General features: G+C 73.7%; 24 protein-coding genes. 4 read left to right on the forward strand and 20 right to left on the reverse strand.

The features are described 5' to 3' along the window. Positions 1–39: 39 nt before the first annotated feature. The 6 genes from HGA03_RS00370 to sigE all read right to left on the reverse strand — a co-directional run bounded on the left by HGA03_RS00370 (position 40) and on the right by sigE (position 4,731). Positions 40–1,050, reverse strand: a complete 1,011-nt coding sequence (locus HGA03_RS00370; protein ID WP_168628244.1) for a YihY/virulence factor BrkB family protein — start codon at positions 1,048–1,050, stop codon at positions 40–42. A 10-nt stretch (positions 1,051–1,060) separates the two neighbouring features. Continuing rightward, positions 1,061–1,663 carry a 2'-5' RNA ligase family protein gene (locus HGA03_RS00375; RefSeq protein ID WP_168628245.1) on the reverse strand — a complete coding sequence of 201 codons (603 nt, stop codon included), beginning with the start codon at positions 1,661–1,663 and terminating at the stop codon, positions 1,061–1,063. After that, entirely contained in the window at positions 1,660–2,679 is a 1,020-nt protein-coding gene (gene trpS, locus HGA03_RS00380) for a tryptophan--tRNA ligase (protein ID WP_168628246.1), read from the reverse strand. Before trpS ends, HGA03_RS00375 begins: the two co-directional genes overlap by 4 nt. 68 nt (positions 2,680–2,747) lie before the next feature. Continuing rightward, the gene (locus tag HGA03_RS00385) at positions 2,748–3,104 is read right to left on the reverse strand and encodes a twin-arginine translocase TatA/TatE family subunit (RefSeq protein WP_168628247.1); all 357 of its coding nucleotides are present in this window, start codon (positions 3,102–3,104) and stop codon (positions 2,748–2,750) included. Positions 3,105–3,160: 56 nt separating this feature from the next. Then, positions 3,161–4,129 carry an anti-sigma factor family protein gene (locus HGA03_RS00390; protein ID WP_168628248.1) on the reverse strand — a complete coding sequence of 323 codons (969 nt, stop codon included), beginning with the start codon at positions 4,127–4,129 and terminating at the stop codon, positions 3,161–3,163. Then, the gene (sigE, locus tag HGA03_RS00395) at positions 4,126–4,731 is read right to left on the reverse strand and encodes an RNA polymerase sigma factor SigE (RefSeq protein ID WP_203767528.1); all 606 of its coding nucleotides are present in this window, start codon (positions 4,729–4,731) and stop codon (positions 4,126–4,128) included. Before sigE ends, HGA03_RS00390 begins: the two co-directional genes overlap by 4 nt. A gap of 178 nt (positions 4,732–4,909) precedes the next feature. On the opposite strand from sigE, the gene HGA03_RS00400 reads away from it, so the two are divergent. After that, on the forward strand, positions 4,910–5,542 hold the full coding sequence (locus HGA03_RS00400) for an O-methyltransferase (protein ID WP_168628848.1): 633 nt from the start codon (positions 4,910–4,912) through the stop codon (positions 5,540–5,542). 37 nt (positions 5,543–5,579) lie between these two features. Here HGA03_RS00400 and HGA03_RS00405 read toward each other — a convergent pair whose 3' ends face one another. The 6 genes from HGA03_RS00405 to dapE form a co-directional block, all read right to left on the reverse strand. After that, entirely contained in the window at positions 5,580–7,136 is a 1,557-nt protein-coding gene (locus tag HGA03_RS00405) for a leucyl aminopeptidase family protein (RefSeq protein WP_308439768.1), read from the reverse strand. A 34-nt stretch (positions 7,137–7,170) separates the two neighbouring features. Beyond that, positions 7,171–7,338 carry a DUF3117 domain-containing protein gene (locus HGA03_RS00410; RefSeq protein ID WP_082812748.1) on the reverse strand — a complete coding sequence of 56 codons (168 nt, stop codon included), beginning with the start codon at positions 7,336–7,338 and terminating at the stop codon, positions 7,171–7,173. Between the two features lie 188 nt (positions 7,339–7,526). Further along, a complete protein-coding gene (locus HGA03_RS00415; protein ID WP_168628251.1) occupies positions 7,527–8,714 on the reverse strand; it encodes a hypothetical protein in 1,188 nt (395 codons plus the stop codon). Then, entirely contained in the window at positions 8,711–9,637 is a 927-nt protein-coding gene (gene folP / locus HGA03_RS00420) for a dihydropteroate synthase (protein ID WP_168628252.1), read from the reverse strand. The genes HGA03_RS00415 and folP overlap by 4 nt, the downstream gene beginning before the upstream one ends. Beyond that, a complete protein-coding gene (locus tag HGA03_RS00425) occupies positions 9,634–10,461 on the reverse strand; it encodes an LOG family protein (protein ID WP_168628253.1) in 828 nt (275 codons plus the stop codon). Before HGA03_RS00425 ends, folP begins: the two co-directional genes overlap by 4 nt. 25 nt (positions 10,462–10,486) lie before the next feature. Continuing rightward, positions 10,487–11,575: a succinyl-diaminopimelate desuccinylase gene (gene dapE / locus HGA03_RS00430; protein ID WP_203767530.1), complete on the reverse strand. Its 1,089-nt coding sequence runs from the start codon at positions 11,573–11,575 to the stop codon at positions 10,487–10,489. Between the two features lie 40 nt (positions 11,576–11,615). On the opposite strand from dapE, the gene dapD reads away from it, so the two are divergent. After that, a complete protein-coding gene (dapD, locus tag HGA03_RS00435) occupies positions 11,616–12,557 on the forward strand; it encodes a 2,3,4,5-tetrahydropyridine-2,6-dicarboxylate N-succinyltransferase (RefSeq protein WP_168628255.1) in 942 nt (313 codons plus the stop codon). Further along, positions 12,557–13,489, forward strand: a complete 933-nt coding sequence (locus tag HGA03_RS00440) for a hypothetical protein (protein WP_239073637.1) — start codon at positions 12,557–12,559, stop codon at positions 13,487–13,489. Before dapD ends, HGA03_RS00440 begins: the two co-directional genes overlap by 1 nt. On the opposite strand, the gene HGA03_RS00445 is transcribed toward HGA03_RS00440, so the two are convergent. The 3 genes from HGA03_RS00445 to fdxA form a co-directional block, all read right to left on the reverse strand. Next, on the reverse strand, positions 13,465–14,757 hold the full coding sequence (locus tag HGA03_RS00445; protein ID WP_168628256.1) for a citrate synthase: 1,293 nt from the start codon (positions 14,755–14,757) through the stop codon (positions 13,465–13,467). The genes HGA03_RS00440 and HGA03_RS00445 overlap by 25 nt on opposite strands. A 164-nt stretch (positions 14,758–14,921) precedes the next feature. Beyond that, on the reverse strand, positions 14,922–16,043 hold the full coding sequence (gene dapC, locus HGA03_RS00450; protein ID WP_168628257.1) for a succinyldiaminopimelate transaminase: 1,122 nt from the start codon (positions 16,041–16,043) through the stop codon (positions 14,922–14,924). Next, on the reverse strand, positions 16,043–16,369 hold the full coding sequence (gene fdxA / locus HGA03_RS00455) for a ferredoxin (RefSeq protein WP_168628258.1): 327 nt from the start codon (positions 16,367–16,369) through the stop codon (positions 16,043–16,045). The genes dapC and fdxA overlap by 1 nt, the downstream gene beginning before the upstream one ends. 105 nt (positions 16,370–16,474) lie before the next feature. On the opposite strand from fdxA, the gene HGA03_RS00460 reads away from it, so the two are divergent. Beyond that, the gene (locus HGA03_RS00460; RefSeq protein ID WP_168628259.1) at positions 16,475–16,696 is read left to right on the forward strand and encodes a putative acetyltransferase; all 222 of its coding nucleotides are present in this window, start codon (positions 16,475–16,477) and stop codon (positions 16,694–16,696) included. 1 nt (position 16,697) lies between these two features. On the opposite strand, the gene HGA03_RS19210 is transcribed toward HGA03_RS00460, so the two are convergent. From HGA03_RS19210 to typA, 5 genes are all read right to left on the reverse strand, one after another. Next, positions 16,698–20,012: a VanW family protein gene (locus HGA03_RS19210; RefSeq protein ID WP_168628260.1), complete on the reverse strand. Its 3,315-nt coding sequence runs from the start codon at positions 20,010–20,012 to the stop codon at positions 16,698–16,700. Between the two features lie 126 nt (positions 20,013–20,138). Beyond that, positions 20,139–20,627 carry a flavin reductase family protein gene (locus HGA03_RS00470; RefSeq protein WP_168628261.1) on the reverse strand — a complete coding sequence of 163 codons (489 nt, stop codon included), beginning with the start codon at positions 20,625–20,627 and terminating at the stop codon, positions 20,139–20,141. Beyond that, positions 20,627–20,989: a DUF6113 family protein gene (locus HGA03_RS00475; protein ID WP_168628262.1), complete on the reverse strand. Its 363-nt coding sequence runs from the start codon at positions 20,987–20,989 to the stop codon at positions 20,627–20,629. The genes HGA03_RS00470 and HGA03_RS00475 overlap by 1 nt, the downstream gene beginning before the upstream one ends. Positions 20,990–20,993: 4 nt before the next feature. Continuing rightward, on the reverse strand, positions 20,994–21,956 hold the full coding sequence (locus HGA03_RS00480; protein WP_168628263.1) for a PIG-L family deacetylase: 963 nt from the start codon (positions 21,954–21,956) through the stop codon (positions 20,994–20,996). Positions 21,957–21,961: 5 nt separating this feature from the next. Next, complete coding sequence (gene typA / locus HGA03_RS00485; RefSeq protein ID WP_168628264.1) at positions 21,962–23,890, reverse strand: translational GTPase TypA; 1,929 nt, start codon at positions 23,888–23,890, stop codon at positions 21,962–21,964. Between the last annotated feature and the right edge of the window lie 104 nt (positions 23,891–23,994).

Genomic DNA, 23,994 nt, shown 5'->3' on the forward strand with positions numbered 1-23,994 from the left:
GGCGCGGCGGCCGCGGCGAAACCATCCGCGGCGGGCGGGTCAGGCGTCGTCGGGGGGTGGCGGGTCGGCGGTCCACGCGGCGGCCAGCAGCACGATCCGCGCGATCAGGTTCATCCAGACCAGCAGCGTCACGAGCACCGCGAACGAGGTCAGCAGCGGATTGCTGCTCGCCGATCCCGCCACCACCGACGTGCCCAGGACCCGCACCACACCGAGCCCGACCCCCGCGATGATCGCCCCACCGCGCAGGTCCCGCCAGGCCGGGCGGATGCCGGACAGCAGGATCACGATCAGGCAGAACGTCGCGGCGTCGACCAGGAAGGCGACCAGCAGTCCGAGCACCCGGACGGTGACCGCCCCGGCCGTCGAGTCGTCCAACCCGACCAGGCCGAGCAGCCAGTCCGCCGCGGTGGTGGTGCCGATGCTCAACACCGCGGACAGCAGGATCGCCAGCCCCATCCCGACGAACCCGCCGAGCTGGCGTAGCTTGCCGACCACCGCGTTGTCCTCGCCGGCGGGGTCGAGGTCGAACATCGCCCGGACCGCGGTGCGCAGCGCCGCCATCGCGGAGATCGCGGACATCAGCAGCACGACGAAGGCGATAATGCTGGCGATCCCGAGCCCCCGGCTGAACTCCAGCGAGTCGGGATCGATCAGCCCGGTGGAGTTGCCGCCGGTGTCGACCAGGCCGGGCAGATTGGCGTCGACGGTGTCCAGCACGGTCTGGCGCAGGCTCTCGTTGCCGCCGAGCACCGCCATGAACGCGGTGTAGCCGATGGTCAGCCCGGCGAAGACCGAGAACAGCGCCGCGTAGGCGATGCCGCCGGTGAGCACCCCGCCGCCAGCCTCGCCGAACCGGGCATTGGCTCGTGCCGCCCGGGTGCGCTGCCACCAGGTGATCAGGGCCTTCACCCGCTCGATCAGGCCCTTGATCCCGGCCGGGTAGGCCCGCGCGCCGACATCCTTGCGGTCGCCCGCCGCGGTGTCGGTCGCGCCGGCGACCTGCGCGTGGATGCGTCCCGATCCTCGTGGTTCAGCCGCCGGACTCATGCAGGCGACCCTAGGAGCCGGATCCGCCCTCGGCATCCCGAACCGGCTGGTGGGCGCCGGTGAGCGGGTGGGTGTCCAGCACCCGCCACTGGCCGTCGTCGCCGTGCTGGTAGACCTGGATCGACTCCACCAGGAAGCAGGCGTCGAAGTCGCGTAGGTCCTCGAAGGCCCGGTCCAGGGCGTCGTCGGGCACCTCGTGCGCGATGGTGACGTGCGGGTGGTAATGGAACCGCAGCTCCTGGGCGAGCAGCCCGGAGCGGATCCGCCGTTCCAGGGTCTCGCACGGGCCGATCCCCTCGACGACCTGGACGAAGACCACCGGTGACACCGGCCGGAAGCTGGCGGTGCCGCGCAGGTGCACCCGGAACGGCGGGTGCTCGGCGGTGATCGCGGCCAGGTGCCGGTGCACCTGCGCCAGCTCGTCCCGGTGCACGGTGGTCGGGCCGAGCAGGGTGATGTGCGGGGCGATCAGGTCGGCGGCGGGGTCCCCGACCCGGGCGCGCGCGTCGTGCAGCTGCGTGGCCCACGGTTCGGGGATCCCGACCGCGACACCGATCCGGACCGTGCCGGGGGCGCCCCGGACGATCGGGATCGCCTGCGTCTGGTCGGTCATGCCGTGCGGCGCGGCAGCAGTCCGAAGCGGTCCGCGATCCGCCGCATCACCGGGGCGGCGATCTCCGCCGCCTTGTCCGCACCGTCCGCCAGCACCGCGTCCAGCTGCGCGGGGTCGGCCAGGTACTCGTTCACCCGCTCCTGGAACGGGGTGAGGAACTCCACCACCACGTCGGCCAGGTCGACCTTGAGGTGCCCGTAGCCCTTGCCCTGGTAGTCGGCGACGATCGCGTCGATCTCCCGGCCGGTCAGCGCCGAGTAGATGGTCAGCAGGTTGGCGATGCCGGGCTGGTTCTCCCGGTCGTAGCGGATCTCGGACCCGGCGTCGGTCACCGCGGAGCGGATCCGCTTGGCGACGGTCTTCGGCGGGTCGAGCAGCTCGATGATGCCGTTCGGGCTGGACGACGACTTGCTCATCTTCGCCGTCGGGTCCTGCAGGTCGTAGATCTTGGCCGTGGCCTTGACGATGTGCGCCTCCGGCACCACCGCGGTGCCCGCGCCGAACCGGGAGTTCAGCCGCTGGGCCAGGTCGCGGGTCAGCTCCAGGTGCTGGCGCTGGTCCTCGCCCACCGGCACCAGGGCGGTGTCGTAGAGCAGGATGTCCGCGGCCATCAGGATCGGGTAGGTGAACAGCCCGACCGAGGTGCCCTCGGCGCCGTACTTGCTGGACTTGTCCTTGAACTGGGTCATCCGGCCGGCCTCGCCGAAGCCGGTCTGGCAGGACAGCAACCAGGCCAGCTCGGCGTGCTGGGCCACATGCGACTGCACGAACAGGATCGAGCGCTCCGGGTCGACGCCGGCCGCCAGGTACTGCGCGGCGGTCCGACGGGTGCGCTCGCGCAGCACGACCGGGTCGGGGCTGATGGTCAGCGCGTGCAGGTCGACGACGCAGTAGATCGGGTCGTAGGAGTCCTGCAGGGCGACCCACTGGGTGAGGGCCCCCAGGTAGTTGCCGAGGTGGAGGGAGTCACTGGTGGGCTGCATCCCGGAGAAGATGCGCGGCATACCTGGAGCCATGGGTCCATTTCTAGCGGTTCGGGGGCCGGAGGGGGCCCGGGGAGGGGATGGGGCGGACGAGTGGGCCGTCAGGTGGCTTCGTCGTCGAAGGGGGTGCGGGTGATCGCGGGGTCCGGGACCGACGCGGCGGCGGTCGCCGCGGATCCGGCGGCGGCGGCCGGGCGGACCGGGTCGGGGTCCAGCAGCGCGTCGCGGACGATCCGGCGCGGGTCGTAGCGCCGCGGGTCGAGGGCGGCCCAGTCGATGTCCTTGACGTCCTCGCCGAGCTCCTCGTCCACCCGGGAGCGGGCGTCCTGCACGAACCGGCGGGCCTGCTTGGTCAACCGGGCCAGCTGCTCGGCGTACCGGGGCAGCCGGGTGGGGCCGATCACGATCACGGCGACGAGCAAGATCACGAGGAACTCGCCGCCATTGATCCCGAACATCCGGCCAGGCTACCTGTCCGATCGCCAGAGCGGGAGTCGCCTGGTCGGGGGCGGGTTCAGGGCAGCGAGACCGCCGCCGCCAGGGTGTCCCAGCCCCGGGTCAGCCGGGCCGGCACCCCGTCGTCGTAGGCGCTGCCCGGGAAGGCGGCGACCACCTCGGTGGCCGAGTCGCCGTCGTCGTCGGAGACCACCTCGACCACGGTGTCGCCGTCCTGCCAGGCCAGGTGCCACGGCGCCCGGGACAGCAGGTAGACGGTCCGGTCGCCGATGGTGAGCTGGTCGGCGCCGACCAGCGCGGCGGGATCGAGCTGACCGTGCTGCTCACTGACCACCAGCTCGCCCAGCGGTCCGGCGATCCCGACCTGCAGGGTTGCGCCCTCGTCCCGCAGCCGGACGGAGGTCACCGACCAGCCCTCCGGGATGTCGCTGGGGCAGGTCCAGCCCTCCTGGCGCATCCAGCTCAGGTACTCCTCGGTGGTGGAGCCCTCCGCGGCGGCCGACACCGGCGTCGCGGTGGTGGCGGCCCCGGACTGGCCGAGCAGGGACAGCGCCTCCTGCGGCTGGGCGGAGGGTGCCACCGCGGCCGGGCGACCGCCGAGCACGAACAGGCCCACCGCGACCACCCCGAGTCCGGTGACCGACCCGACCAGCACCCGCAGTCCGCGCCGGGAGGGCGACAGCTCCCCGGTCAGCGCGCCGTGGCCGCTCAGCGCCGGCAGCCAGGAGGTCAGCCGGCTCGGCTGCGGGGCCGGGACCGCCGGGGCCGGGCGCGCCGCACCGGCTGGCGGGGTGAACCCGCCGGGTGCACAGCCGAGCGCCATCAGCCGGGCGGTCAGGTCCCCGTCGGGGCGGATGTCGCAGACCTGGGCCAGCACCCGCCGGGCCTGCCGCGCCTCCGCGAGCTCCTGCGCACACCGCGGGCAGCCGGCCACGTGGGACAGGGCGCGTTCGGTGGCTGCCGGGCCGAGCTGGCCGTCGACCAGGGCGGTGACCCGGTCGCCGAGGTGCCCACCAAGGCCGCTCATCGACCGACCGCCTCGGCGGGCTCGATCGCCTCCAGCGCGGTCATCGCGTCACCGGCCGGCGCGGGCCGGGGGGCGCGGTGCTCCAGCGACACCCGCAGCCGGGCCCGGGCGCGGTGGATCCGGGACCGGACCGTGCCGAGCTTGATGCCCAGGGTGACCGCGATCTCCTCGTAGGACAGACCCTCGATGTCGCAGAGCACCACGGCCGCGCGGTAGTCCGGCGGCAGCTCATCCAGGGCCGCCTGGATGTCCACGTCCAGGTTGTCGTGCTCGAAGGCGCGCTCCGGGCGGTCAAGGCCCTCGGCGGCGGCGAACCGGTCGGACTCCTCCCCCATCGCGTCCATCCGGATCCGCTGCTTGCGGCGGGCGCCGTCCAGGAACAGGTTGGTGGTGATCCGGTGCAGCCAGCCCTCGAAGGTGCCCGGGGTGTAGCTGGACAGCGAGCGGAACACCCGGATGAACGTCTCCTGGGTCAGGTCCTCGGCGTCCTGCCGGTTGCCGGTCAGGCGGTAGGCAAGCCGGTACACCCGTGCCGAGTGCTCGCGCACGATGGACTCCCAGCTCGGCGGCTGCCAGTCCTGCTCGGATGCCGTTGTGGCCAATCCACGTCCCTCGTCGTCACCGTCCCGCACGCTGCGGAACCGGGTACCAGTGTCGCAGGCGCATCCACCGGTGGGCCACCGGCGTACACGGGAGGAACGTGAGGGGAGTTCGTGGAGTTCCCGGGCACTAGGCTGAGCCGCGGAATCTCACCCGTCAGCACTGCATCAGGAGGGCACCATCGCCAGCGACAAGGCCGGGAGCTGGGTCTACGCCGAGGGCTTCGTCCCGGAGGACGACACCCTGCTGCGGGCACGGGAGCGTGCCGCCGAGCTCGGTTGCACCGCAGTGGCCCCCGGGACCGGCGCCGCACTGAGCGTGCTGGCCGCGGCGTCCAAGGCCCGCGCGGTGGTGGAGATCGGCACCGGAGCCGGGGTCTCCTCGGTCCAGCTGCTGCGCGGGATGCCGGCCGACGGCGTGCTGACCACCATCGACGTCGAGGTCGAGCACCAGCGCGCGGCGAAGCAGGCCTTCGCGGAGGAGGGCGTCCGGCCGGCCCGGACCCGCACCATCTCCGGCCGGGCGCTGGACGTGCTGCCCCGGCTGACCGACGCCGCCTACGACCTGGTGTTCGTCGATGCCGACATCGAGAACTACCCGTCCTACGTCCGGCAGGCGGTGCGGCTGCTGCGCCCCGGCGGTGTGCTGGCCGTGGACGACGCGCTCTGGCACGACCGGGTGCCCGACCCCGCCCGCCGGGACGAGGCGACCACCCTGGTCCGGGAGACCGGCCGGATCGTGCGCGAGGACGACGACCTGATCGCCAGCATGCTGCCGGTGGGCGACGGACTGCTGGTCGCGGTCCGGCGGTAGTCGCGCGGGTCCGGGCTCGGGGAAGAACCGCCCCGGATCAGCGCAGCGCGGTCAGGTAGCTCAGCAGCAGCCGTGCCCCGTACCCGGTCGCACCCTCGGTCACCTCGTGCTTGTCCGCGGTGGAGCGGGCCGGCCCGGCGATGTCCAGATGCGCCCAGGCCCGCGATCCGGTGAACTCCTTGAGGAACAGGGCGGCGGTGATCGAGCCGGCACCGTACTTGGGGTCCTGAGCGACGTGCCGCAGGTCGGCCACGTCGGAGTGCGTCGCACCGGTGTAGTCCGGCACCAGCGGCATCTCCCACGCGGGCTCCCCGGACACGTCGGCGGCGGCGCGCAGCGCGTCCACCAGCGACCGGTCGGTGCCGTAGAGCGCGGCGTGCTGCTTGCCGAGCCCGAGGCTGGCGGCACCGGTCAGGGTCGCCACGTCGATCAGCACGTCCGGGTCCAGGGTCGCGTCGGCGAAGGCAAGCGCGTCGCCGAGCACCAGCCGGCCCTCGGCGTCGGTGTTGGCCACCTCGACCGTGCGGCCGCCGTACATCCGCAGCACGTCGGCCGGCCGGTAGCTGGCCGCACCGAAGTGGTTCTCGGCCAGCGGGAGCACGGCGGTCACCCGGTGCGGGACCTGCGCCTCGGCGGCGGCGAGCACGGTCGCCAGGGCCACGGCGGCGCCGGCCATGTCGGTCTTCATCGTGACCATCGACTCGCGCGGCTTGATCGAGATCCCGCCGGTGTCGTAGGTGATCCCCTTGCCGACCAACACCACGTGCTTGCCGGCCGCAGCGGTGGGCCGGTACTCGACCGTGACCAGGCGCGGACCGGAGGCCGACCCGGCGCCCACGGCGAGGATCCCGCCGAAGCCCTGGGCGGTCAGCTCCTTGGGGCCGAGCACGGTCACCGTCAGACCGGCGGCCTGGCCCAGTTCGGCGGCCCGGTCGGCCATCCAGGCCGGGTCCTTGATGTTCGAGGGGGTGTTCGCCAGGTCGCGGACCAGCCAGGTGGCGGTGGCGCCACGCACGGCGGTGGTCAGCGCCTCGGCGGTCGGGTCGTCGTCGCGGCCGACCACGACCAGCTCGGCGGCGGGGCGCTCACGCTCGGGCGCCGGGGCGCCGATCCGCTGCACCCGGTAGCTCGCCAGCAGGTAACCCTCGGCCAGCGCGCGCACGGTCTCCGGCGCTTCGGTGCCGACCGTGGTCAGCACCCGGCGCAGGCCGCGGGTGGCCCGGGCCAGTGCGGCACCGGCGCGGCGCAGGGCCAGCGGGGAGGAGTCGCCGACACCGACCAGCACCACGCGGCGCGGCAGCGACTGCCAGGGCAACGCGGCCGCGGCGCTGCCGACCGGGCGGGGCAGCAGGAGGGTCCAGGCCTCACCGGCGGCGCCGGTCAGCCCGGCCCGCTCGGCCAGTTCGGCCAGGTCGATCCCGTAGCGGGCGGCCGCCTCGGCGGTGCCCTGCCGGGGCTGCAGGTCGGTGTCGTCCGGGGCGGCCGGGGCCACCGGGACGGCGACGGCGTCCACGTCCTGCGCGTCGAGCAGGGCCGAGGACGCGAACGAGCCCGGTGCCAGCGAGATCGCCGGTACCGGGCGTCCGATACGCACGGGGTGCGCGGGAGTGCGAGCCATGCGGCTGTCGTCAGCTGACGACGGAGGTCAGGGCCTCGCCCAGCTCCTGCGCCTCGGTGGCGTTCAGCTCGACGACCAGTCGACCGCCGCCCTCGAGCGGAACCCGCATCACGATGCCGCGCCCCTCCTTGGTCACCTCGAGGGGACCATCACCAGTCCTGGGCTTCATCGCGGCCATGCGTGGCTCTCCTTCTGCATCGGTAGCGAGGCGGCGTTCGTGGCCCGGGGCGCTGATCCGCGGACTGCGGATCGGGTCGCTCACCGGCACCGGCTCGATGGATGTCCAGCGCACAGTCTAGTTCAACCCGCCGACCCGGTGCTCAGGACACTGCCGGTCAGCGCGCTGCGCACCCGGACGGGTGCGGGTCACGGCGGCCAGCCCGCCGGCGGGACGAACCGCCAGATCTGCCAGAGCCACACCAGTTGCAGCCCGAGCATCACCACCGCCACGCCGCCGGTCCACAGCCGGGCCGCCCGCACCGGCCGGGGCAGCACCCCGACGGTGGCGGCGCCGAGCGGGAAGGCCAGCAGCAGGAACCGGGCCAGGCTGCTGCCGGGTTCGATCGCGGCGCACAGGTACAGCGGATAGGCCGCTGCCCAGGTCCACAGCTCCCCGCCCAGCCGCCGGGTGGACGGGGCCAGCAGCACCACCGCGATCACCACCACGATGCCGAGCCCGATCCACGGCCAGGCATCGCCGAACCAGAACGGCAGGATGTACCCCCAGGCACCGAACGGGGCGATGTCGCGGCTCCCCCGCCACGCACCCTGGGTCTGCAGGTAGCCGTCCGGCACCCCGGTGACCCAGCCGCAGATCACCGGCCAGAGCACACCGGACACCGCGGCGGCCACCGCCAGCCCGCCGAGCGCCCACCAGGTCCGGGCGGGCAGGGTCCGGCGCTCCCGCCAGCGCAGCCAGGCGTGCACCAGCACCACCGCCGCGATCGGCAGCGCCACCGCACGGGTCAGGCCGAGCGCCAGCACCCCGGCGGCGGCCCAGCCGTAGTGCCGGGTCACGATCGCCAGCAGGGTGAGGGCGATCAGCAGCAGGGCCAGGGACTCGGTGTAGCCGACCTGGAGCACCACCGAGGTCGGGAACACGCTGACCAGCAGCACGGTCGCCAGCGGCAGTCCGGGCCGGGCCGCCACCGCCCGCGGCGCCCCGCGCTCGATCAGCCGGTGGATCACCGGCATCGCCGCCGCGCCGAGCAGCAGGGCCAGCGTCGGCGCCACCACCGCCCAGGAGCCGCCGGTCAGCTCCATCACGCCGCGGGCGAGCAGCGGGAACAGCGGGAAGAAGGCCCAGGCGTTCTGCACCACCTGACCGTCGGTGCCCACCGGCAGGGTGTCCGGGTAGCCGCCCTCGGCGATCTGCCGGTACCAGGTGGCGTCCCACATCAGGCCGGTGTAGTCCGCGTAGCCGGGCGAGGCGCCGGTCCAGCCGTTGGCCACCTGGTGCCCGGCGACCACCAGCAGCGCGACGGCGGAGAACAGCCGGGCGGCGGCGTAGACCGCCAGGCACTGCACCCACCAGGGCCAGCGCCGGGGGTTCACAGCAGGCCCCGGGTCGCCCGGGACGGCGGCCGGTCGCCGCGGATCGAGGCCACCATGTCCACCGTGCGCCGGGTGGCCCGGACATCGTGCGCCCGGAACACCCGGGCCCCGTGCCAGGCCGCGAGTGCCGTGGCCGCCAGGGTGCCCTCCAACCGCTGCTCCGGCGGCAGGTCCAGGGTCTCCCCGACGAAGTCCTTGCGGGACAGCGCGACCAGCACCGGGTGGCCGAGCTCCACCAGCGCGGCGGTGCGCCGCACCAGGTGCAGCGAGTGCCAGGTGTTCTTGCCGAAGTCGTGGGTCGGGTCGACCAGCACCGACTCCGGCGGCACGCCCAACCCGACCGCCCGGGCCGCGGCGGCGCGCAGGGTGTCCAGCACGTCGATCAGCACCCCGTCGCGCGGGTCGGTATCCGCGGGTACGCCCTCGGGCAGCGGGTAGGCCACCCGGAACGGGTCGGTGCGCGGCGGGAGTCCGCCGGTGTGCGAGCAGACCACGCCCAGTCCGCGTTCGGCGGCGACCTCGGCCAGCGCGGGGTCGTGTCCGGCCCAGGTGTCGTTCAGCAGGTCCGCCCCGGCATCGGCGGCGGCCCGGGCGACCTCGGACCGCCAGGTGTCCACGCTGACCAGCAGCTCCGGATGGCGGCGGCGGACCCGTTCCACCAGCGGGACGACCCGGGCGATCTCCTCGGCGGCGGTGACCTCGGGCCCGCGTCCGGCCCGCACCCCGCCCAGGTCGACCAGGTCGGCGCCCTCGGCCTCGGCCCGGGCGACCGCCGCGTCGGCGCCGTCGTCGTCGTAGCGGGCGGCGGCGTAGAACGAGTCCGGGGTGCGGTTCACCACCGCCATCACCACCGGGTGCTCCGGCCCGAATCGCCGGCCGCGCAGCACCAGGTCGGCGCCCGCGGCGGGCACCCCGGCGGTCATTCCCCGCTCTGGTAGGTGGCCGCGGCGGTCTGGTCGGCCGCCTCGTCCTGGACCGCGGCCTGCTCGGTGCCGCGCAGCTCGGCGCCGCGTTCGGCGACGATCCGCACCGCCTCGGCCGGGTCGTCGACCAGCTTGATCAGGGCGAGGTCGGCCTCGGAGATCATGCCGCGCTCCAGCACCGGGCCGCCGATCCAGTCCAGCAGGCCCTGCCAGTAGTCCGTGCCGACCAGCACGATCGGGAACTCGACCACCTTGTGGGTCTGGACCAGGGTGAGCGCCTCGAACAGCTCGTCGAAGGTGCCGAAGCCGCCGGGAAGCACGATGAAGCCCTCGGCGTACTTGACGAACATGGTCTTGCGGGCGAAGAAGTAGCGGAAGTTCACCCCGAGGTCGACCCAGGGGTTCATCCCGTGCTCGAACGGCAGCTCGATGCCCAGACCGATCGACAGCCCGCCGGCCTCGGAGGCGCCCTTGTTGGCCGCGGACATGATGCCCGGGCCACCGCCGGTGATCACCGCGTATCCGGCCTCGACCAGCCGGCGGCCGACCTCCTCGGCGGTGGCGAAGTCCGGGTGCTCCGGCTTGACCCGGGCCGAGCCGAAGACGCTCACCGCGGGGCCGACCTCCGCCAGCGCGCCGAAGCCCTCGACGAACTCGCTCTGGATCCGCATCACCCGCCACGGGTCACCGTGCAACCAGTCCGCGCCGTCGCTGCCGGACAGCAGGCGCTGATCGGTGGTGGTCGCCGGGATCTGGTCCCGGCGCAGCAGCACCGGGCCCTTGCGGTAGCCGGTGCCGGGGACCGGGATGCCGTCGTCGCTCATGGCACCCGACTGTACGGGGCGGACCTCAGGCGGTGAGCCAGGACCGCAGTGCGTCCCGGCACTGGTCGAGCTGGCCGACCGGCAGGCGCTCGTCGTCCTTGTGCGCCAGCAGCGGGTCGCCGGGGCCGAAGTTCACCGCCGGGACGCCGAGCGCGGAGAACCGGGCGACATCCGTCCAGCCGTACTTCGGCGCGGGCGCTCCCCCGGTGACCGCGAGCACCGCATCGGCGAAGTCGGCGGCCACCGGGTGGTCCAGCCCGGGCCGGGCGCCGGCGGCGGAGTCGGTCACCCGGACCGTGAAGCCGTCGAACAGCTCGCGCACGTGCGCCTCGGCCTGCTGCACCGACCGGGACGGGGCGAAGCGGTAGTTCACCGTGACCACGCAGCGGTCCGGGATCACGTTGGTGGCGATCCCGCCGCTGATCAGCACCGCGTTCAGGCCCTCCCGGTAGACCAGGCCCTCGACCTCGATCTCGGCCGGCGTGTAGGCGGCCAGCCGGTTCAGCACGGTGGCGGTGTCGTGGATGGCGTTGCGACCGGTCCAGGCCCGGGCGGAGTGCGCGGCCACGCCGGTGACCTCGATCTCGGCGCGCAGGGTGCCGTTGCAACCACCCTCCAGCCCGGCATCGGTCGGCTCGCACAGCACGGCGAAGTCCGCGGCCAGCCACTCCGGGTGGTTCCGCGCGATCCGGCCCAGGCCGTTCAACGAGGCGTCCACCTCCTCGTGGTCGTAGAACACCCAGGTGATGTCCCGGCTGGGCGCGGTCAGCTCGGCGGCCAGCGCGAGCTGCACGGCGACGCCGCCCTTCATGTCAACCGTGCCCCGGCCCCAGAGCACCCCGTCCACCAGCCGGGTGGGCAGGTTGGCCGGGTCCTCGGTGACCGGCACGGTGTCCAGGTGCCCGGCGATCACCACCCGGCTCGGCCGGCCCAGCTCGGTGCGGGCGACCACCGCGTCGCCGTCCCGCTCGACGGTCAGGTGGCCCAGCGCACGCAGTGCGGACTCCACCGCATCGGCGAGCGCGGTCTCCTGCCCGCTGACCGACCGCAGGTCACACAGCTGCGCGGTCAGGGTGGTCAGGTCGGCGGTCAGGTCCAGGGCGGTGGCGGTCATGGGCACCGACCCTAGACCGCGGTCCCCGTAGGCTTTCGCCATGACCGACATGCGTACCGCCTGGGGCTGGGGCCTGGCCACGATCTCCGCCGACGGCACCGTCCTGGACACCTGGTACCCCGAGCCCGCACTCGGCGCCCCGGCCACCGGCACCGCCCCGAGCCACCTGCGGGCCGCCGAGGGCGAGGACCCGCTGCGCGCCGTGCGGATCGAGCTGGTGCGCACCGTGATCGACCTGGACACCGCCCCGGCGGACACCGCGGACGCCTACCTGCGCCTGCACCTGCTGTCGCACCGGCTGGTCCGCCCGCACGGGCTGGACCTCACCGGCATCTTCGCGGTGCTGCCGAATGTGGTGTGGACCGACCGCGGCCCGTGTGCGGTCGACGGCTTCGAGGACGTGCGCGGCCGGCACCTGGTCGCCGGGCAGCGGATCAGCGTGTTCGGCGTGGACAAGTTCCCGCGGATGGTCGACTACGTGCTGCCCACCGGGGTCCGGATCGCCGACGCCGACCGGGTCCGGCTGGGCGCGCACCTGGCCTCCGGCACCACGGTGATGCACGAGGGCTTCGTGAACTTCAACGCCGGCACGCTCGGCACCTCGATGGTGGAGGGCCGGATCTCGGCCGGGGTCGTGGTCGGCGAGGGCAGCGACATCGGCGGCGGCGCGTCCATCATGGGCACGCTGTCCGGTGGCGGGCGCGAGGTGGTGTCGATCGGTGAGCGGTCGCTGCTGGGCGCCAACGCCGGGCTGGGCATCGCCCTGGGCGACGACTGCGTGATCGAGGCCGGGCTGTACGTGACCGCCGGCACCAAGGTGACCATCGCGGGTGGCGACGCCGCGGGCACCGTGGTCAAGGCCCGCGAGCTGTCCGGCGCGAACGGCCTGCTGTTCCGGCGCAACTCGCTGACCGGTGGGGTCGAGGTCGTCCCGCGCAGCGGCCACGGCATCACCCTCAACGCGGACCTGCACGCGAACTGATGTCCGGCACCCGGCGGGCGCACCGCCCCGGCGGTTCCCGGGTGGGGTGTGCGGCCCTGACCGCCCTGGTGCTGCTGGCCGGGGTGGTCGCCGGGGTGGTCTGGCTGGTCCGGCTGCCCTCGTCCCAGCCTGCGGCCAGCAACCGGTGCAGCGCCGAGGCCGAGGGCACGGTGTGGGAGCTGTCGGCCGCCCAGGCGGACAACGCGGCGCTGATCTCGGTCACCGCCATGCACCGCGGGATGCCCGCGCGGGCGGCGACGATCGGGCTGGCCACCGCGCTGCAGGAGTCCAAGCTGATCAACATCGACTACGGCGACCGGGACTCGGTGGGGCTGTTCCAGCAGCGGCCGTCGCAGGGCTGGGGCACGGTCGAGCAGATCATGGACCCGGTGTACTCGACCGGGAAGTTCTACGACGGGCTGGACGGGATCGCCGGGTACACCGAGATGCCGGTCACCGAGGCCGCGCAGGCGGTGCAGCGCTCGGCCTTCCCGGAGGCCTACGCCCAGCACGAGCCACGGGCGCGGTCCTGGGCCTCCGCGCTGACCGGGTGGTCACCCTCCGCGCTGAGCTGCGACCTGCCCGCACCCACCGTGGACGGGTCGATCGACGACTTCGGCGCCCGGGTGGCCCGGGACTTCGCCGGGAGCGTGGTCGCCTCCACCGACGCCACCGGCGACGGCACCCGGGTGCTGCTCACCACCGATGCCCTGGCGCACGCCGCCGGGGCGGAGGCCGACCGGGCCGGCTGGGCCGCCGCGCAGTGGGCGGTGGCGGTCGCCGCGGGCCAGCAGATCACCGCGGTCCAGGTCGGCGACTCCACCTGGGACCGCGGCACCGGGGAGTGGACCACCGGCGAGGGTCCCGACGCGCTGCCCGCCGGGACCGTCGCGGTGACCCTGGCCGATCAGCGGTCGGCGACCTCGACGTAGTCCCGCAGGCCGGAGCCGGTGTACACCTGGCGCGGCCGGCCGATCTTGGTCTTCGGGTCCAGCATCATCTCCCGCCACTGCGCGATCCAGCCGGGCATCCGGCCCAGCGCGAACAGCGGGGTGAACATCGACTCGTCGAAGCCCATCGCCTTGTAGATCAGGCCGGTGTAGAAGTCGACGTTCGGGTAGAGCTTGCGCGAGACGAAGTAGTCGTCGCTGAGCGCGATCTCCTCCAGCTTGCGGGCGATGTCCAGCAGCTCGTCATCCTGGCCGAGGGCGGACAGCACCGCGTCGGCGCTCTCCTTCACGATCGCGGCGCGCGGGTCGTAGTTCTTGTACACCCGGTGGCCGAAGCCCATCAGGCGCACGCCCTGCTCCTTGTCCTTCACCCGGCGCATGAAGTCGCTGGCGTCGCCACCGTTGGCCTTGATCTCGGCCAGCATCCGCAGCACGGCCTCGTTCGCCCCGCCGTGCAGCGGGCCGGACAGCGCGTTGATCCCTGCCGCGACCGAGGCGTACAGGTTCGCGTGCGCGGAGCCGACCTGGCGGACGGTGCTGGTGGAGCAGTTCTGCTCGTGGTCGGCGTGCAGGATCAGCAGCTTGTCCAGCGCCCGCACCACGGTCGGGTCGATGTCGTACTGCTGGTACGGCACCGCGAAGGTCATCCGCAGGAAGTCCTCCACGTAGCCCCGGGAGTAGTCCGGGTACAGCAGCGGCTCGCCGCGGGAGGTGCGGTGCAGGTAGGAGGTGATGGTCCGGGTCTTGGCCAGGATCAGCACGGTGGCCAGCTCGACCGCCTCCTGGTCGAACGGGTCCAGCGACTCCGGGTAGAAGGTGGCCAGCGCGTTGATCGCCGAGCTCATCACCGCCATCGGGTGCGCCCCGGCCGGGAACGTCCCCATGAAGGTGCGGAAGTTCTCGTGCACGAAGGTGTGCCGGTTCACCCGCTCGACGAAGGCCTCGAGCTGGTCGGTGGTGGGCAGCTCGCCGTTGAACAGCAGGTAGGCGACCTCCAGGAAGGAGGAGTGCTCGGCCAGCTGGTCGATCGGGTAGCCGCGGTAGCGCAGGATGCCGGCGTCGCCGTCGATGTAGGTGATCTGCGACTCGCAGGACGCGGTGTTCATGAAGCCGGGGTCCACGGTGACCAGGCCGGTGTCCCGCAGCAGCGAGGACACCACGATGCCGGAGTTGCCCTCGGTGGCGGGCACCACCGACAGGTCGTGCGGGGTGCCGTCCACGGTCAGCTGCACGGTTGCGGGGTCGGACATGGCGCTCCTCCTCGGGCGGGATGGTGGGCTGAACGCCCTGGCGGGGTACGGCTGCGGCTACGTTGCGGCGCCTCGCCCGGTGACCGGTGTGCGGCCCGCCAGCACCGTACGTGACGTGCGGGCCGACGACCATCCCGGGCCGCGGCGACCGGGTGTGACCCCCCTCACACCGACCGGAGTCTGGCTGCGGCCGCGGCGATCCGCTCGTCGGTGCCGGTGAGCGCGACCCGGACGTGCCGGGGTGCGCCGTAGAACGTGCCCGGGGCGACCAGGATGCCGAGCTCGGCCAGCCGGGCGACGGTGGCCCAGCAGTCCTGGTCGGCGGTCACCCACAGGTACAGGCCGGCCTCGGAGCCGTCCAGCCGCAGGCCCGCACCCTCCAGCGCGGGCAGCAGCACCTGCCGGCGCGCCCGGTACCGCTCCCGCTGCTCCTCGACGTGCGCGTCGTCGCCCAGCGCGACCGTCATCGCCGCCTGGACCGGTCCGGGCACGATCATCCCGGCGTGCTTGCGGGTGGCCAGCAGCCCGGCGACCAGCTCCGGGTCACCGGCGGTGAAGGCGGCCCGGTACCCGGCCAGGTTCGACTGCTTGGACAGCGAGTAGAGCGCCAGCAGGCCGCGGTGGTCGCCGCCGGTGACCCGCGGGTCGAGCACGCTCGGCACGCCGTCGGTGACCCAGGGCTCGGCCCAGGGCAGCTCGGCGTAGCACTCGTCGGAGGCCACCACCGCCCCCACCGCCCGGGCCGCCTCGACCACGGCCCGCAGCCGGTCCACGCCCAGCACGCTGCCGTCCGGGTTGCCCGGCGAGTTCAGCCAGACCAGCTTGACCCGGGCGCCCTGTGGCCCGGTCAGTGCGGCGACCGGGTCGTCCACCGGCACCGGCGTCGCGCCGGCCAGCCGGGCACCCACGTCGTAGGTCGGGTACGCCGCCGCGGGGTGCAGCACCAGGTCACCGGCGCCCAGACCGAGCAGGGCGGGCAGCAGCGCCACCATCTCCTTGGACCCGACCGTGGGCAGCACGCCCGCCGGGTCGAGGTCCGGGACGTTCCGGCGCCGCGCGAACCAGTCCGCCACCGCCGCACGCAGCTGCGGGGTGCCCCAGGTCTGCGGGTAACCCGGCGAGTCCGCGGCCTGCGCCAGCGCCCGGCGCAGCAGCTCCGGGGTCGGGTCGACCGGGGTGCCCACCGACAGGTCGGCGATCCCGTCCGGATGCCGTCGCGCCTGCTCGGCGTACGGGGTGAGGGTGTCCCAGGGGAAGTCCGGCAGCGCCGCGGTGAACAGGCCCATCAGTCGCCGTGCACCTGCAGCGGAAGGGTGGCGATCACCGGGTGGTCCTTCTCGATCAGGCCGAGCTTGGCCGCACCCCCGGGCGACCCGAGGTCGTCGAAGAACTCCACATTCGCCCGGTAGTAGTCGGCCCACTGCTCGGGGACGTCGTCCTCGTAGTAGATCGCCTCCACCGGGCAGACCGGCTCGCAGGCGCCGCAGTCCACGCACTCGTCGGGGTGGATGTACAGCGAGCGCTTGCCCTCGTAGATGCAGTCGACCGGGCACTCCTCGATGCAGGCCTTGTCCTTGACATCCACACAGGGCTGGGCGATCACATAGGTCACGACTGTCCTCCACCCGCCCGGGTTACCCGGGCGGCCTTCGATTGCTGCGGGCTCCGCCGCCTAGTATCGCTCACCAGCACCCGTTCCACGCCGTGAGGAGCACCGATGGCCGACGACGACCCCTGGCGTGGCTGGCCGGTCGGCGCCCGGGCGATGGTCCGCCGGCGACTGCCCGAGGGCGACACCCACCGGTTCACCGACGTGGTCGGCGACCTGATCGAGGTCGACGACGACGGACTGCTGCTGCGCACCCGGCGGCACGGCGACGTGCGGGTGCCGGGGGACCAGATCGCGATCGGCAAGCTGGTCCCCCGGCCCCGCCGCTGACTCAGCCGGCGGCGGCTTGGCTTGCCGGGTCGGGCCCGCACACCACCCGGTTCTGCGGCTTGTACCGCCAGGACAGGTTGTCCGTGCTCTGCACCTGGCCATTGAGCAGGACGTTCCGGGTCACGCTGATGCTGAAGCCCGGATTGCCCGCCGACTGCGCCGAACAGGTCGGCGAGGTGTTGTAGACCGTGGTCGGGGACACGACATTCGTCTTCGCCCCGGAGGTGATCTCCACGTCGAAGTGGTGCGTGCTCCACAGCCGGACCCAGGTCTTGCCGTCCGCGACATACGCCTGCACCAGCACCCCGTAGGGCGAGGTGTTCTTCCACTTCATGTCGATCGAGCCGGTGTAGAGCGTGGCCTCCCGGCCCGCCGGATACCGCTGGAACCACTCCGAGTGCGGCGTGTGCTCGACGTCCTCCATCCCGGCCTCGAAGGCGGCGTTGAAGGTGGTGGTCGACAGCTGCGACAGGCCACCGCCCCAGGCGTCGGAGTGCTCGCCGTTCACGATCGCGCCGGCCTGTACGAAGCCGTGCGCCGCGTCGATCGGCCCCAGTGCCTCGGTCAGGGAGAAGGTCTCCCCCGGCCGGATCAGCGTGCCGTTGATCGCGGCGGCCCCGGCGGCGATGTTCTGGGTCCGGCGCGGCTCACTGGTCAGCGGGGTGGAGAACTCGGAGATCGCCTCCTTCACCCCCAGTTCCTCCAGCGCCTGGGTGCTCTGCGCCGGGTCCGACTCCACCAGCTCCACCGTGGCGGTGCGCTCCGACGTGCTGGAGGCCGCGGTCGCCACCGCCGTGGCCAGCGCCGCCGGGTCCAGCGTGGTACCCGGCGTCCCCGGCACGATCACCGGAGCCCCGTCCTGGAACTCGAATGTCGCGTCCGCGGCCGTGGTCAGCAGATCCGTGGTCCGGCTGACCACCTGCTCCACCAGCGCCGCCCCGTCGATCTGCAACACCAGCTGCGAGTCCTGCGGCACGAAGGACGCCGCCGCGGTCACCACGTCCACCGGCAGCTCGGCGTTCTGGCCCGCGACGCTCACGGTCACCGGCCCGGACACCACCGCACTGGCCACGTCTCGCACCACCCGGTCCACCTCGTCCTGGGTGATCGCCGGGGTCACGGTGTCGCTGGGCAACTCGATCGGCAGCGCCTCGGTCAGCCAACCGTCCTCCAGCGTGCTGCGGGCGCCCTCGGTGTCCAGCGACCAGCCGTCCACCGCGGCCACACCCTGCGGCTGACCGTCCACGAACACCACCGATCCGTCCACCGGCGCCAGGGTCAGCGACCCGGACAGGTCCTCGATCGCGGCGTCCAGCAGCCCCTCGTCCACCTCGGTCACCGGGGACTCCGCGCCACCACCGGCCAGGTGCTGCCACATCCGCTGCGGGCGAAGGTCGATGCCGGTCAGCGAATCGACCGTCGCCTCCACGTCGAAGGTCAGGCCGGCGGTCGCCGGATCGACGGTGCCGCTCACCTCCCGCGCCGTCACCGTGATCGGCTGCGACGACCGCTCCGCCAGCCCCTCGGTCAGCGCCGTCCGGGCATCCTGCGCCGACATCCCGCCGACCTCGATCCCGGCCACCGTCGTGCCGCGCGGCACCCGGTCGGCCAGGGCGTACGCACCGCCGACATAGGCGCCGCCGAGCACCACCAGCACACCGGCCACGATCAGCACCGGACGCCACCACCGGCGCTTGCCGGCGGGCTCCTCGTCGAAGACGTCCAGGGGGGAGCCCTCCTCGCGGGCGGGGGTGGGGGCAGCGGATGCGCCGCCGGAGGCGGTGGGTGCAGTGCCGGGGGTGCCGAGGGTGCCGGGGGTGCCGGGGGTGCCGGGGGCACTGCCGGGAGCGCTCGATGCGGTGCCGGCGGCGGTAGAGGCGGCGACCGCCGGGGTGATCGCGGTCGCCGCGTCGTCGCCCGCCTTCCCGGCGGGCGCGCCAGCCGACGACGCGGCGGTCTGCGGCGCGTCCGGCGACGACGGGGCCACGGTCTGCGGCGCGTCCGGCGACGTCGGGGCCTCGGCCTGCCGTGCCTCCGACGGCAGCGGGGTCGCGGTCTGCGACTCACTCGGCGTCGTGGCTGCCGCGGTGCCCTGGGCCGCTGCGGGCCACACGGCCGACGGGGCGTTCTGCCCGGCCGGGGTTCCCGCAGTGTCACGGGCGACCGGGAGGACGGTCGTGGCGTCGTCGGCCTCGTCGTGCGCCGTGGTCTTGGCGGCTGCGGTCCCGGCGGTCTCAGACTCCGCCGTGCTGTCCGCGCCGAGACGGGAGGCGATCGGGGCCCGGCCCGGTGTGCTGGGTGCAGCGTCGGCCGCAGCACCGGACGCCGCCGCGGCCGCGGGTGCCGGGGAGTCGACGACGGGCTCATTGCTGCCGTCGGCCTTCGGGGTTCCGGCCTCGCGCCCACTCGCCGCCGCGTCCTGCTCCGGTCGCGGTGACCCGGTCTCGCGCTCGCTCAGCGCCGCGCCCTGCTCCGGTCGCGGTGTCGGCGCCTCGCTCACCGCCGCGTCCTGCTCCGTTCGCGGCGACAGCGCCTCGCTCGCGGTGGACGTGGCGGGCGGTTCGGCGTCCGCGGTCGGGCTCGTCGGCACAGGGCTTGTCGGCACAGGGCTCGTCGGCGCGGCCTCGGCGACCGAGGTCTCGGTGCCGGGCCGATCGGGCTCCGCCGCAACCGCCGCGCCGGGTTCGGCGGACGACGCGCCACGGTCGTCGGTGGAGTCGGTAGCGGCACTCGGACCGTCGGCAGGACCACCCGTGGCGCCCGCGTCGCCGAGGGCAGCCGCCGGGGCACCGGCGTCGTCAGGCTGATCGACGCTCGGGCCCTCACCTGCGGCCGACACCGGCGCCGCCGCGGCACCCTCGGCGTCAGTCGTCGTCGGATCGGTCGGGTCGTCGCCACCGCCCGCCGTCGGGGCGGGGTCGCCGGCCGGCTCACCGCCCTGGCGCGCCTCGGCCTCAGGGGCGTTGCCCTCGCGCGGCTCGCCGTCGCCCTCACCCGCCAGGCTGTCGCTCACGGGAGCCTCGGTGTCGCCGTCACCCACCGGCTCGTCGCCCTCGCGCGCACCGGCATCGTCGCCCACCGGCGCACCACCCTCGGGCACCTCGCCGTCGCCATCGCTGGTCGGCACACCGTCGCCCTCGCCCACCGGCGCACCGTCGTCCGCCCCGGCGACCACCGGGATCCGTCGCGTCGCGGTGCTGGCCTCAGCGGGTTCCGGGGTGGTCGGGCTCGCGGGGGCGGGGGTGTCCGCTGATCCCTGCGTCGCCTCGGGGGTGGTGTCCTCCGGAGCGCTGCCCTCCGACTTCCCCTGGCCCATCTGGTGGTCCCTTCTCACCGGCGCGGCCCGCAGCCACGGGCACCGCCCCCGATTCTAGGGGCGTATTCCGCGCCACCCACGCGCATTCCAGGGACGGGCTGTCAGGATTGTGCGAATAGGGCGAATTCAGCGGAGCGGGTGCATGCGGCGCCGCAGATGAACCAGTCCTCCGGCGTCCGGCCGTCCTTCCCGGACCGCGACCACGTCCCCGAGCACCAGGTCGTGGTCACCGGCGGGGACGATCTGGCGGGTGCGGCAGTCCACCCAGGCGGCGGCGCCGTCCACCCAGGCGGCGCCGGACTCGGGCGCACGGTGGTGCGGCACCCGGCCGAGCTGGCCGATCACCGGACGCCCGGGCGACGCGAGCCAGTCCGCGATCGGCGCCTGGTCGTCGGCCAGGATGCTCACCGCCCAGCCGTCGACCTGGTCGAGCGCGTCCCGGATCCGGCTGTCCGTGTGCAGGCTGACCAGCACGATCGGCGGTTCCAGCGACACCGACAGCACGGCGGAGACGGTGGCGGCGTGGTCGGCGTCGCGCCAGCGGGCGGCCACCACCGCCACTCCCCCGGGCAGCCGGGCCATGGTGGACCGGAAGCGGTCCAGGTCCACCGGCATCAGGAGGCCTGGCGCCGCAGCGGCTGGTCGCTGAACCACCGGGCGGGCAGTGCGATCACGGCCAGCGCCACCAGGACGGTGCCGCCGAGCCAGTACCAGCCCCAGTGGTCGGAGGCCGGCATCAGCACGTCGCCGCCGGGGCCGGACTGGGACAGCACACCGAGCACGATCATCAGCACCGCCAGGTAGGCCAGGGTGGCGGCCCGGCCGAGTCCGGCGCGCACACCGATCGCGGACGTGGTGACCAGGGCCAGGGAGAGCACCAGGCCCCAGGGCTGGCTGGCGCGGTGCATCACGGAGCCGACGGCCCCGATGACGACACCGAGCAGCAGGACGCCGAGCAGGCGGAGGAGTGCGCGCACGCGGTCAGGCTACGGCGTCGGACTGTGCGGCGACGGCGGTCACCATGCCGGTGGTCCGCTCCGGGTCCGCCCACTCGTAGCGTTCGACCGGCAACAGGGCGGCCAGCGCACCATTGGACAGCGCGTAGCAGCCCACCGCCGCGGGCAGGTCGAGCGCAGTGACCGCCTGCACCTGGGTGGCGTGCGCGGTCAGGGCGGCCAGCACCGCGGGACGGACCGGCCCGACCGGCACGGCGAATCCGGCGCCGACCCGCTCGCGGGCCATCACGGGCAGCGGGTCACCGGGTGCGGGCGGGGTGAACGGGCCCTGCCGGGTGGCCGCCAGCTCCGGTGCGGCGTGTGCGGCGACCAACCCGGCGACCACCGGGTCGCCGGCCAGTGCCCGGGCGGCGGCCCGCAGATCGGCGGCGTCGGCCACGGCCCAGGCCAGCGCGGGGGCGTCCGCTCCGAGCAGGTCGACCGTGCGCCGGACGATCTGGTGGGTCCGGACGTGGTCCGGGTGCCCGTAGCCGCCGCCGGGCTCGTAGCTGACCACCAGCTCCGGGCGCCGGTCGGTCAGGAAGTCCGCCAGGGCACCGGCTGCCCGGTCCAGGTCGGCGCCGACCAGGGCGTGCGGCGGAAGATCGGCGGCGGCACCGGCACGGGCATGCCCCTCGACCCAGGCCATCCCGGAGTCGGCATAGCGGTCCTCGGTGCCGGGCAGGGTGTCCAGGAACAGCTGGCCGACGCCGCCGAGCGCCCGCATCGCCGCGGCGACCTCGGTCTCCCGGTGCCGGGCCAGCGCGTCGCCGTCACCCTCCAGGGTGTCGTGCAGCGGGCCGATCACCTCGCCGCGTTCGCCCCGGGTGCAGGTCACCACCGTGGCGGGCAGCCCGGCGGCGACGGTCGCGGCGAGCAGGGCACCCGAGGTGAGGGTCTCGTCGTCGGGGTGCGCGTGCACCGCGACCACCCCACCCCGGGCGCCCACCGCGATCAGGACTTCTTGCTGCGCGCGGTGATCCGGGCGCGCTCGGACTGGTCGAGCACCACCTTGCGGATCCGCACCACCTCGGGGGTGACCTCGACGCACTCGTCCTCGCGGGCGAACTCCAGCGACTCCTCCAGGGTCAGGTGCCGCGGCGGCACCAGGTTCTCGAAGTTGTCGGCGGTGGAGGACCGCATGTTGGTGAGCTTCTTCTCCTTGGTGATGTTGACGTCCATGTCCTCACTGCGGGAGTTCTCGCCGACGATCATGCCCTCGTAGACCTCCTGGGTGGGGTCGACGAAGAAGCTGCCGCGCTCCTGCAGGTTGATCATGGCGTACGGCGTCACCACACCGGCACGGTCGGCGACCAGCGAACCGGCCACCCGGGTCTCGATCGGGCCGGCCCACGGCTCGTAGCCCTCGGCGATCGACGAGGCGATGCCGGTGCCGCGGGTGTCGGTCAGGAACCGGGTCCGGAAGCCGATCAGGCCACGGGCCGGGACCAGGAACTCCATCCGCACCCAGCCGGTGCCGTGGTTGGTCATGGTCTCCATCCGGCCCTTGCGCTGCGCCAGGAGCTGGGTGACCGCGCCGAGGTACTCCTCCGGCACGTCGATGGTCATCCGCTCCACCGGCTCGTGCACGGTGCCGTCGATCTTCTTGGTGACCACCTGCGGCTTGCCGACGGTCAGCTCGAAGCCCTCGCGCCGCATCTGCTCGACCAGGATGGCCAGCGCCAGCTCACCGCGGCCCTGCACCTCCCAGGCGTCCGGCCGCTCGGTGGGCAGCACCCGGAGCGAGACGTTGCCGATCAGCTCCTTGTCCAGCCGGTCCTTCACCTGGCGGGCGGTCACCTTGTGCCCCTTGCCGCCCTTGCCCGCCAGCGGCGAGGTGTTGATCCCGATCGTCATCGAGATCGCCGGGTCGTCCACCGTGATCAGCGGCAGCGGCCGCGGGTCGTCCGGGTCGGTCAGGGTCTCACCGATGGTGATGTCCTCGATGCCTGCCACCGCGACGATGTCGCCGGGGCCGGCCTGGTCGGTGGGCACCCGGTCCAGCGCCTTGGTCTCCAGCAGCTCGGTGACCCGGACGTTCTGCATGGTGCCGTCGGCCCGGGCCCAGGCGACCGTCTGGCCCTTGGTCAGGGTGCCGTTGAAGATCCGCAGCAGCGCGAGCCGGCCCAGGAACGGCGAGGCGTCCAGGTTGGTCACGTGCGCCTGCAGCGGGGCGCCCTCGGTGTAGGTCGGCGCCGGGATCTTCTCCAGGATGGTGGCGAACAGCGGCTCCAGGTCCTCGCTGTCCGGCAGTGCACCGTCGGCGGGCTGGTTCAGCGAGGCGCGACCGGCCTTGGCGGCGGCGTACACCACCGGCACGTCCAGGATCGCGTCCAGGTCCAGGTCCTCGACCTCGTCGTGCAGGTCGGAGGCCAGGCCGAGCAGCAGGTCGGTGGCCTCGCCGACCACCTCGGTGATCCGGGAGTCCGGGCGGTCGACCTTGTTCACCACCAGGATCACCGGCAGCTTGGCGGCCAGCGCCTTGCGCAGCACGAACCGGGTCTGCGGCAGCGGACCCTCGGAGGCGTCCACCAGCAGCACCACGCCGTCCACCATCGACAGGCCGCGCTCCACCTCACCGCCGAAGTCGGCGTGGCCCGGGGTGTCGATCACGTTGATGGTGATCCCGTCCGGCTGACCCGCCGCCGCGGCCGCGGGACCGGCGTACCGGACCGCGGTGTTCTTGGCGAGGATGGTGATGCCCTTCTCCCGCTCCAGGTCGCCGGAGTCCATCGCACGCTCGTCGACGTGCGAGTGCTCGCCGAAGGCGCCGGACTGCCAGAGCATGGCGTCCACGAGAGTGGTCTTGCCGTGGTCGACGTGGGCGACGATGGCGACGTTACGCAGGTCGCCGCGCACGCTGGTGCCGGAGGGCACGGACATAGAAGGTTTCCGATCCGGAGAGTGGGTGGGGGGCGCAACGTCGTCGAGCGCCGGTCGATTCTACGCGCAGACGACGATGCGGCGCGGAGGCGTTCGTCACGCTC

The sequence above is a fragment of the Cellulomonas denverensis genome (assembly GCF_012396125.1).
GTDB classification, from domain to species: Bacteria; Actinomycetota; Actinomycetes; order Actinomycetales; family Cellulomonadaceae; genus Cellulomonas; species Cellulomonas denverensis.